The sequence below is a fragment of the uncultured Frigoribacterium sp. genome (assembly GCF_963515265.1).
Classification (GTDB): domain Bacteria; phylum Actinomycetota; class Actinomycetes; order Actinomycetales; family Microbacteriaceae; genus Frigoribacterium.
Map to the genome: position 1 here is coordinate 17,740 of NZ_CAUPYL010000019.1, position 9,847 is coordinate 27,586.

Sequence of the window (9,847 nt, forward strand, 5' to 3'; positions counted from 1 at the left end):
GCAAGTCGTTCTCCGGTTCAGACGTAGCGGCTAAGGATACGGCCTGAGGACGGCGCCTCACTGCGCACCGACCCCCACGAACGCGTCGAAGCGATCCAAGTGCGCCGAGTAGTCGCTCGGGTATAGGTGGGCGTAGATGCTGTCAGTCGTGGCGAGGTTGGCGTGGCCCATCCACCGGCTCACCTCGTACGGCGGGAACTGCGCGGCGAGCATCAGCGACGCGAACGCGTGGCGCAGGTCGTGGAAGCGCATGCCGTCGTCCATCTGCAGGCTGCGCAGCGCGGGCTTCAGGTAGTTGCGGCGGAAGCTGGCCACGTCGAACACACGCTCGTAGGTGACCGAGTGCGACCCAGGGTTGCGTCCCGGCTACACCAACGCATCGGGGTCGCCCGAGCGCGGGTGCGTCAGTGGGTATTCGCGCAGGTCGGCCACCAGCGCCCGGCTGACCAGGGGAACGTTGCGGGTAGATCGGGCGGACTTGGGCGTCAGGACGACCCACTCCCCCGCGATGTGCTGCAACGTCTGGCGGACCTCCACGTGCCCGGCCTTCAGGTTGAGGTTGCGGATGCGCAGGCCGGTCAGCTCGCCCGCCCGCAGCCCCGTGTACGCAGCGAACCGCACGAGCAAGCCATAGAGGTGCTGGAAGTCGAGCAGGTCGGCCAGGTCCTCCACCTGAGCGGCAGTGAGGAAGACCGGCTTGAAGCCGTCGGCGTTGTGGGCCTTGGGCAGGCGCACCCCGTCGCACGGGTTGTAGCTGATGAGCCGGTCGTCGAGGGCGTGCCGCAGCGCCTTCTTCAGCGCCACGTAGTGGTGGTGCACGGTGGCCGGCGAGAGCTTGGCTGCGTGCAACTCGCCGACCCACGCCTGCACGTCAGACCGAGTGAGGGTGCCCACCTTCCGCGCCCCGAACTTGGGCAGGACGCGGTTGTCGTAGATGGCGACGTACCCGTTGTAAGTGCGGGGCTTCAGCTCGGGCTTGCTCGCTGCGAGCGAGGCCTCGATCACCTGCCGGACGGTCTTGCCGCTCTTGACGAGCAGGTCGGTCGTGTTGCCCTCTGCCAGCTCGGTCTCCACCTTTAAGGCGAAGCGGTCGGCCTCGCGCTTGACGGTGAACGTGCGCTGCTTGAACTTGTCGCCTGCACGCCAGCGCACCTCGTAGGCACGCCCGCCCTTGCGCTCCACCTCTCTTACGCGGCCATCAGCGCATCGCCTTCTCAAGAAACGCGTCCAGATCGAATGCGCCGAGTTCCCATTTTGACTTCGCGCTGGCCTGCCACAGGTCGCGGCACCAAATGGTCACTACCTACAGTCGAAGGGAGCCCTCTGCGAGAGATCTGTTGTAAATCAGCACGCGAAGCTCAGCGTCGCCAACAGGCGAAGGCTTCTTTTTTGTAGCTTCGCCCCGCCTTAGGCTCGCACTGATGATGGAACCCTCCGCGCCGCCAGGCTCGTGAACCCGGCGGAGAAGTTCGCTGAACGAGGTCTTCCCCCGCTCCATGGCGCCCGTGAACGACCGTTCTGGTTCCAAGTAGAGCTGCGTCAGCCCCGTGGAATGGCGACGTATGGAGCCCACGGAAGGGCACATCTGTAGTGAACGAACGAAGCACGTATTCCCCGAGAATCGGTCCGCGCAGCATTTCGAGGGTGACAGAGGAAGAGCAATAGAAGGCGAGCGCTACTCATACGACGCTCCCTAAGCGACTCCTCACTAGCTACGCTCGCCACATGGACTTGCACGCCACCGCCGAGAAATTAGGCGAACTTCTCGCTCCCCTGACGTGGGTGGAGGTGGCTCATGCGCTGCTCCCTGAGCCCGTAGGCATCGAGGTAATCGCCTTAGCGTCTCGTCTCACGGGTAGGCGTTTTGCTTTCGTGGAGAAGGACGAAACTTGGGTCCTTATCGAGCCCCGGGACAACGATGGGAACGCCCTTGAAACCGCCACCGGTATCGCTGTGGCCTCGGTGCCACACCTTCTAGCCCTGCACTACACGCTCGACGAGGCAACTCGGCTGGCAAGCGCCCCCGTCCTCTGCGAGCCGCCCAAGGACGCTTTGCATCGTGCGCGCCACCTTTTTGTGAGCCTGCCTTGGATGCTGGAGCAGACCCACCCCGAGCACGAGACGGTTAGCACGGAGGCGGCGAAAGCTACATGGCGAATCAATGATCTGCTTGGTGAGGAAGCCCCGGTAGGGGCTCCGCGCGAAGTTGAGGGGCGAGCTTGGTGATCTTGGCGGAGGCGGCTAAAGCGGCTGACGGCGCCTTCAGCGCTGGGGGCGCTGTCAGCACCGTTCTCGCTTTCCTCTCAGTGCCCGCCATCGTCTCGGGGCTTGCTTGGCTTTGGCAGAGACTCAGCCCTACAGGGAGGCTGACCGCAAGACTGACAAAAGATCTCGCCATTTTTGAGAAGCTGCCAGAATCACCTCAACGCGAATCATTCGCTGGGCAGATCAGCGAGGTCGTGGGAAAGCTCGTTGCTCGCCGCGAGCGCGCAACTGGTTCAGGAAAGAGGGCACGCCTTCGCGACTGGTTCGTTGTCGTCCTAGTGCCGCTAATAGCTCTTGCCGTTCTTGCCAGCATCGCGCTTCCAATATTTAGACCTCCCACCGCCCCTCTACCGGCCCTGCCCGGCACATGGGTTGCAGCTATCGCCGGTGCTATTGCGGCGAGCGTCGGCTTGGGTCTCTCCGCACTTACCCGCCGAGAACCTGTTCGGACGCACAATTCCTCTATCTCTGATGGGACTGGCGCGAGCGCAGCAGTACAAGCCACGGCAGATGAACACGAGAAGGACCGCGCATGACCGACAAGGGCATCCCATTCGAGGTGGCGCAGAGGCTGGCGTTCTACGTCTACGCGCTTCGTGATCCCCGGAACAAAGAGGTGTTTTACGTAGGCAAGGGGCAGGGCGACCGCATTCTTGCTCATTTGCAAGAAGCGGATGACTCGAAGGACACGCAGACCGCCAAGCGCGGCCGCATTTCGGAGATCCGCTCGGCTGGCATGGAAGTCGAACACCTCTTCCTTCGAACGGGTATCGCGACCGGAGCGGACGCTTACGTCGTCGAACAAGCGGTAATCGATTCGTTTGCCGCAGCGGGCTTCCCGCTTACCAACCTCACGAAGGGTCACCACGCCCACGAGTTTGGGCTCTCGACGGTGGAGGCGGCAATTGCCTTGCACGTGTCGAAGCCGACCCCACCCATCACTGATCCTGTCCTGTTCTTCAAGGTGAACCGCTTCTGGAAGCCAGACTCCTCGCCGGACGACATTTACGAGATGACGCATGGGCACTGGCACGTCGGTCCTGAATCGCGAGGGCGCGCGAAGTACGCCCTCGGGGTGGCATTCGGAGTGGTCCGAGCCGCGTACAAGATCGAATCTTGGTACCCGTGCATGATCGAGGGTGAAGAGAAACGGTGGGGCTTCATCGGTACGGTCGCTGACGAGCTGGAGCATGTCGTCGGCACGAACATCCGTGCCGTTCAGATCGATGGCAGCCAGAATCCGTACCGCAAGTTCCTCGACGGTTTTCCGGGTGCAGCGGCGTTTAGGACTCAAGCTCACATGTGAGCGCAGGCTCGCCATTTGCCGCTCACCCGTCAGACCTATCCGAAGGACCACCAATGCCCGAAAACGGCGACCTGTTCAGAGCAATCTTCGACGACGGTGCAAACCACATGGCGGAGGCAGGTGACGTTGATGGGGCCTACCTTGGTGCTCTTCTTGACAACGATTCGAACCGGCTTGCCGGCCAGGCACGTTTCATGCCGGTAGATGAAGGTGAGGGCGAGCGCAGCCCTGCAGAGAACAACGACGAAGATGCTGCGATTCTCCTTGTCGCCGTGGCTGCCGCTGCCCTTGCCGCAGGCGTTCTTGGCACCATCGCCGTCATGAAGAACGCTCCCAGACTTAAGACCTGGTGGAACGACGACGTAGCCCCTGCTCTCATCAAGCGGCTGCCCCGGAAGGCGCGAATCGTTCAGCCTCAGCCGCCCAGCACATCCCCCGTCGTGTCTGCCCTGAGCAACAGCGGCCCAACCGAATTTTCGAGAGCAATCGACGAAGCGTTCGAGCAGCACCGAGTCACCATGAGCAGCGAGGACGCGAGCAAGAGACTTCTCGCCATCTTCGCCGCCGCTGCGTTCATCGCAGAGCAGATGCGGCAGCTTGCAAGTGCCGAAATCGTCGAGGGCGGGCACCGTGCAGAGCTTGAGGCAGCCCTCGCCAAGCTCACACCTCAGGCGGTGACAGACGGGATCAACATGATTCTGGAACGTGACGCGCAGCTCCTCGACGGAGCAAGCGCGGCTGAGTACATGCGCTTCTTTGGGGGCGGTCAGGCTGTCGATGGCGTGTACGTGCCCCTGACAAATCGACGGGTGCGGGAGGCTATGCGGCTGGACGATGGGGACGAGGACGGCGACAGCAGCGTTCTCGCGTGACCAGGGAGCACTACAGCCCCCTCCCGCACAGTGACGGCCTTGCAGGCGCTTGGAAGGGGCAGATGCTCCTGGAAGCTATGGCAAGACAAACTTGGTAGACCACGTACACGACGCAACCGATAAATCCTGCCGATGGGAGTGCTCCCACCAAGACGACACCGGCACGCAGCCCAGGACTGGGCTCGACCTTCTGCGCGTCATCTGATTCAGGAGACGGTTCCGCAGAATCAAGCTGCTCCTGTTGAGCCCGCCGCGAATGTCGCGGCCGCCGTCGAGTACGAGGACCAGGCTGCGACCCTCGGGGGTCGTGACCCTCGAGCGGACGGCCGAGCCGCTCGTCGCCCGGTCGGAGCGGTTCTAACGCTGACCGTCGACGGAGATCCGATCGGCTCCGACGACTGTCGGAACGGTGAGTGTGAGCCGACCGTCAGTCGACTGCCACTCGCACCTCGGACGGTCCACGACCGGCGGCGCACCTCCGCGTCGACGCTGATCGAGAACAGCACGACGCTCGATCGACCGACTGCTGGGTCACGTCCCGCGGGTCGTGGGTTCGAGCCCCACGGGGCCCACCACCTCGGGAGGCGACCTCCGGCACGGCCGGCCGGGCGCCTCCTTCATGGTCGACGCGACGCAGGGACGAGCGCGGTCGGGGCGCCGACACCGAAGACGAGCGTGCCCCCGACCGGCGGAGCCAGCGGGGGCACGGTGCACCAGGAGCGGCTCCGGTCCCCGGATCAGGTGGGGATCGGCGCCCGGACCTCCCGGCGACTTGTGTCCGGTAACCAGCCGAACGAAGTCACGTTAGCGCCAGAACGGACAGATGTGGAGGGTCGGCAGGGACCACCTGCGCATACTGGACAACGGGTCACGGGGTCGGTTTCGCCGGACGGCACCTGTCGCACAGCTCCATCGGAGCCGACGCGATGACGACGAGACGACGCGGGACATCGCATCGCCTCGTCGCGCTCGCGTCGCCTAGGCCTGAGCCGAGCCGCCTGAGCCACCGGCGGTGCCGGCAGCGACCCGCCGGATCCCCCATGCAGCCGTCCACGTCTCGCCCGGCTCGAGCCAGAGGAGCCCCTCGCCGGTCGCGAGCGCGTTCGGGGGCGCCGTCATCGGCTCGACCGCGACGGCCAGCCCCTCGACCCCCGCGCGTGGGAAGTTCCGGGGCGTGAAGACCTGCACGTACGGGAACGCCTCGTCCTGCCAGAGCTCGGTCGTCGTGCCGTCGGGCGCCGTCAGCCGCGTGCGGCGCACGCCGTCGGCACCGGGCTGCACGTCGCGGTAGGGAGTGTCGAGGTCGAGGTCGCCGAGGCGGGGTCCGCCACGGAGGTCGAACGACGTGCCTGCCACCGGCGACGTGCCGGTCGGGATGCCGCGCTCGCTGACCTCGTACCGGGTCGCCGCCTCCAGCGTGATCGTCAGCGTCGCCGGGTCGTGCTCGCCGACCCGCAGGAACGGGTGCGAGCCGACGGCGAACGGCGCACGGGCTGCACCGACGTTCGACACGGTGTGCACCACCCGCATGCCGTCGGCGACGAGCTCGTGCCGCACCGTCGTCTCGAGCGTGGAGGGCCAGCCGTGCTGCGGGAACACCGTCGCCGCGAGCGTCACCGCGTGCGGCTCGACGTCGACCGCCCGGTACGCCGTGTACCGCAGCAGCCCGTGGCTCGCGTTGCCCTTGGCCGGCTCGGTGAGGTCGAGCTGCAGGTCACGTCCGTCGAGGGTCCAGCGGCCGCCGTCGACACGGTTCGGCCACGGGAAGAGCGTGATCCCGCACGCCGACGGCGGCGTCTCGTGCTCCGCGAACGTCTCGGTGAGCGCCTCGCCGTCGACGGCCAGGGCGCGCAGCCCGGCGGCGACCTCGGTCACCGTCGCCGTGACGACGCGGCCGTCGGCCTCGAGCCTCAGCTCGTGCTGGTGTCCCGTGGGTGGGGTCGTCATGGTCGTCCCTTCGTCGTGAGCGTCACGACCGCGGTGAGCGTCGTCGCAGCAGGTGCAGGAGTTGCGGGAGGTGCGGGTGCGGACTGCGGGAGGCGCAGCCGTGCCGGTGGCCTGCACCGCGCCTCCGGCGTCAGCCTGCCAGGTCGTCGGCCGCCCCGGCCGGCCCGGGGCCGTCGCCGGGCAGCTCGGCCTCGACGACCTCGAGCCCGGCTCGCCGCAGGGCGTCGACCTGCTCGGCCTCGGCGTCGGCGGTGATGAGCGCCTCGAACCGGTCGAGCGGGCCGATGACGCCCAGGTGCGCCTCGCCGAGCTTGCCGCCGTCGGCGACGATGTACGAGCGCCGGGCGGTGGTGGTCATGAGGCGCTTCAGGTCGGTCTCGGGCAGGTTGACGTTGGTCGCGCCGTGCTCGGCGTGCACGCCGGTGCAGCCGATGAACGCGAGGTCGGCGGTGATCGAGCTGAAGACGCTGGTGGCCAGGGGGTTCACGAGCGAGTGCTGCAGGGGCCGGAGGGTGCCGCCCGAGACGATCACCGTGAACCGGGGCACCGCCTGCTCGAGGGCCAGTGCGATCGTCAGCCCGTTGGTGACGACGACGACCCCCTCGAGGTCGTGACGGTCGAGCAGGGCCAGGGCGATCTGCGTCGTCGTGGTGCCGACGTCGATCACGACGCAGTCGCCCGAGCGCACGAGCGAGGCGGCGCGGACTCCGATCGCCTTCTTGGCGTCGGTGCCGACCGCGCTCTCCTCCTCGAAGGGGCGCTCGACCGGCCGGTCGACGGAGAGGGCGCCGCCGTGGACGCGCGACAGCAGGCCCTCGGCGGCCAGGCTCTCGAGGTCGGTGCGGATGGTCACCTCGGAGAGCCGGAACTCACGCGCCAGCTCGGAGGTCGAGACGAACCCGCGACGGCCGACCAGGTCGGCGATGCGCCCGCGCCGACGCTCGCCGGGCAGCGGGGCGTCGTCGGGGTTGCGGGTCACCCGTCGATCTTCGTATGCTTTCACCTGCTTTCGCAAGTGCAAGTCGCGGGGGCGTCCGCAGGCCCCACCCCCGCCCCCGAGGAGGCACCATGGCGTCGATCGCCATCCGCCCGACGACACTGGCCGACGGCCGTGAGCTCATCTACTTCGACGACGCCGACACCTCCCTCGGCGCCGAGCGTCGTGCCGACGCGCGCGTGCTCGACCCGCGGCCCGAGACCGCCTCGATGCGGCAGGACCCGCTCACGGGCGAATGGGTCTCGATCGCGGCCTCGCGCCAGAACCGCGTGTTCCTGCCGCCGGCCGAGCTCGACCCCCTGGCCCCCGCCTCCTCGACGAACCCGTCCGAGATCCCCGATCTCTACGACGTCGCGGTCTTCGAGAACCGCTCCCCGTCGTTCGGCCCGACCCTCGACGGGCCCGACGCCCCCGCCGGTCTCGCCGACCTGGCGGAGGTCGGCCTCGGCCGCACGCGCCGCAGCGTCGGCCGCTGCGAGGTCGTCTGCTTCAGCCCCGAGACGCACGGCTCGTTCGCCGGCCTCAGCGACTCCCGTGCGCGCACGGTCGTCGAGGCGTGGGCGCACCGCACCGAGGCCCTCTCGGCACTGCCGGGCGTCGAGCAGGTGTTCCCGTTCGAGAACCGCGGCCAGGCCATCGGCGTGACCCTGCACCACCCGCACGGCCAGATCTACGCCTACCCCTACGTGACGCCGCGCACCTCCGCGCTGCTGCGCAGCATCGACGCCTACGGCCCCGACCTCTTCGCCGACCTGCTCGAGAGCGAGCGCACCGGTCCGCGCGTCGTCCTCGCCGGCGAGCACTTCACGGCCTTCGTGCCGTTCGCCGCGCGCTGGCCCATCGAGATCCACCTGCTCCCCCACCGCCACGTGCCCGACTTCGCGGGCCTGACGAGCGACGAACGCGACGAGCTCGCGGTCATGTACAAGCGCCTCCTCACGGGGCTCGACGCCCTCTACGGCGACGAGACGCCCTACATCGGCGCCTGGCACCAGGCTCCCGTCAACGTCGGACGCGACACCGTCCGACTGATGCTGCAGATCACCTCGCCCCGACGTGCCGAGACCAAGCTGAAGTTCCTGGCGGGCTCCGAGGCCGCGATGGGAGCCTGGGTGGGCGACCTCGTGCCCGAGGTCCAGGCCGACCGACTGAGAGAGGCGATGACGCGCTGATGGACACCACCCCCGACACCGCAGGAGGCGCGGCCCGCGCCGCCGAGACCGGTCACGCCCGCGACTTCGCCTCCGTCTTCGACACTCCCGTCGCGGGTAGGTGGTCGGCGCCCGGCCGCGCCAACCTGATCGGCGAGCACACGGACTACAACGACGGCTTCGTGTTCCCGTTCGCGATCGACCGCCGCACGGTCGTGACCGTCGGCGTGCGTGACGACCGCCTCCTCCGCGTCGCCAGCACCTTCGACGAGAGCGTCCACGAGATCTCGCTCGACGAGCTCGACCCCGCCCGCATGGACGGCTGGTCCGCCTACGTGTTCGGCATCGCCTGGGCGCTCTCGATCGCGCCGACGCGCGCCGCGTCGCCGTCGTTCGCGGCCGCCGGCGGAGACCTCTCGTCGATCGACCTGTCGTCGGTGCCCGGGCTCGACCTGTTCGTCACTTCCGACGTGCCGATCGGCGCCGGGCTGTCGTCGTCCGCCGCGCTCGAGTGCTCGGTCGCCGTCGCGATGACCGAGCTCTGGGGCCTCGACGTGAACCGCGCTGCCCTCGCCGCCGTCGGCCAGCTGTCCGAGAACGAGGCCGTGGGCGCGCCCACCGGCATCATGGACCAGTCCGCGTCGCTGCTGGGCCAGGCCGACTCGGCCGTGTTCCTCGACTGCCGCAGCCTCGACGCCGACGTCGTCGACCTCGGCTTCGACGCGGCCGGCCTCGAGATCCTCGTCGTCGACACGCACGTCGAGCACGCCCACGCCACGGGCGGCTACGTCGACCGCCGCACTTCGTGCGAGCGCGGCGCCGAGGCGCTCGGCGTCAGCTCGCTGCGCGACCTCGACGTCGACGACCTGACCCGTGCCGCCGAGGTGCTCGACGACGAGACGTTCCGCCGTGTGCGCCACGTGGTCACCGAGAACCAGCGCGTGCTCGACACCGTCCGCACTCTGCGCACCGAGGGCGCCGTCAGCATCGGAGCGCTGCTCGACGCATCCCACGTCTCGATGCGCGACGACTTCGAGATCTCGGTGCCCGAGCTCGACCTCGCGGTCTCCACCGCCCAGGCCGCCGGCGCCGTCGGCGCTCGCATGACCGGCGGCGGCTTCGGCGGGTCGGCGATCGCGCTCGTCCGGTCGACCGACCGCGACGCTGTCGCGTCGGCCGTGACCGCCGCCTTCGCGGAGGCCGGCTTCACCGCGCCGACGGTCTTCACGGTGCACCCCGCCGAGGGTGCGCGCCGCGACGCCTGACGCGACCCGCACGCTCGACCCTGCCCGCTCGTCCCCTCCCGGGG

Annotated in this window: 9 protein-coding genes; 5 read left to right on the plus strand and 4 right to left on the minus strand. The window is 68.2% G+C overall.

Annotated elements, in window-relative coordinates; all coding sequences use genetic code 11:
• Nucleotides 1-57: 57 nt before the first annotated feature.
• Together RWM17_RS03785 and RWM17_RS03790 are read right to left on the minus strand one after the other, a co-directional pair.
• On the minus strand, nt 58-315 hold the full coding sequence (locus tag RWM17_RS03785; protein ID WP_314101498.1) for a tyrosine-type recombinase/integrase: 258 nt from the start codon (nt 313-315) through the stop codon (nt 58-60).
• 51 nt (nt 316-366) lie between these two features.
• The gene (locus RWM17_RS03790) at nt 367-1,182 is read right to left on the minus strand and encodes a hypothetical protein (RefSeq protein ID WP_314101501.1); all 816 of its coding nucleotides are present in this window, start codon (nt 1,180-1,182) and stop codon (nt 367-369) included.
• A 543-nt stretch (nt 1,183-1,725) separates the two neighbouring features.
• Between RWM17_RS03790 and RWM17_RS03795 the strand changes: the two genes are divergently transcribed.
• From RWM17_RS03795 to RWM17_RS03805, 3 genes are all read left to right on the plus strand, one after another.
• Nucleotides 1,726-2,226: a hypothetical protein gene (locus RWM17_RS03795; protein ID WP_314101503.1), complete on the plus strand. Its 501-nt coding sequence runs from the start codon at nt 1,726-1,728 to the stop codon at nt 2,224-2,226.
• Nucleotides 2,227-2,797: 571 nt separating this feature from the next.
• Nucleotides 2,798-3,571, plus strand: a complete 774-nt coding sequence (locus RWM17_RS03800) for an LEM-3-like GIY-YIG domain-containing protein (RefSeq protein ID WP_314101506.1) — start codon at nt 2,798-2,800, stop codon at nt 3,569-3,571.
• Between the two features lie 53 nt (nt 3,572-3,624).
• Nucleotides 3,625-4,443 carry a hypothetical protein gene (locus RWM17_RS03805; protein ID WP_314101509.1) on the plus strand — a complete coding sequence of 273 codons (819 nt, stop codon included), beginning with the start codon at nt 3,625-3,627 and terminating at the stop codon, nt 4,441-4,443.
• 978 nt (nt 4,444-5,421) lie between these two features.
• On the opposite strand, the gene RWM17_RS03810 is transcribed toward RWM17_RS03805, so the two are convergent.
• Both RWM17_RS03810 and RWM17_RS03815 read right to left on the minus strand, forming a co-directional pair.
• Complete coding sequence (locus tag RWM17_RS03810; protein ID WP_314101511.1) at nt 5,422-6,390, minus strand: aldose 1-epimerase family protein; 969 nt, start codon at nt 6,388-6,390, stop codon at nt 5,422-5,424.
• 130 nt (nt 6,391-6,520) lie between these two features.
• On the minus strand, nt 6,521-7,369 hold the full coding sequence (locus tag RWM17_RS03815; RefSeq protein ID WP_314101514.1) for a DeoR/GlpR family DNA-binding transcription regulator: 849 nt from the start codon (nt 7,367-7,369) through the stop codon (nt 6,521-6,523).
• An 89-nt stretch (nt 7,370-7,458) separates the two neighbouring features.
• On the opposite strand from RWM17_RS03815, the gene galT reads away from it, so the two are divergent.
• Both galT and galK read left to right on the plus strand, forming a co-directional pair.
• Nucleotides 7,459-8,559, plus strand: coding sequence for a galactose-1-phosphate uridylyltransferase (galT, locus tag RWM17_RS03820; RefSeq protein ID WP_314101517.1), 1,101 nt, complete (start codon nt 7,459-7,461; stop codon nt 8,557-8,559).
• Nucleotides 8,559-9,803, plus strand: a complete 1,245-nt coding sequence (gene galK, locus RWM17_RS03825; protein ID WP_314101519.1) for a galactokinase — start codon at nt 8,559-8,561, stop codon at nt 9,801-9,803. Before galT ends, galK begins: the two co-directional genes overlap by 1 nt.
• The last annotated feature ends 44 nt before the right edge of the window (nt 9,804-9,847 follow it).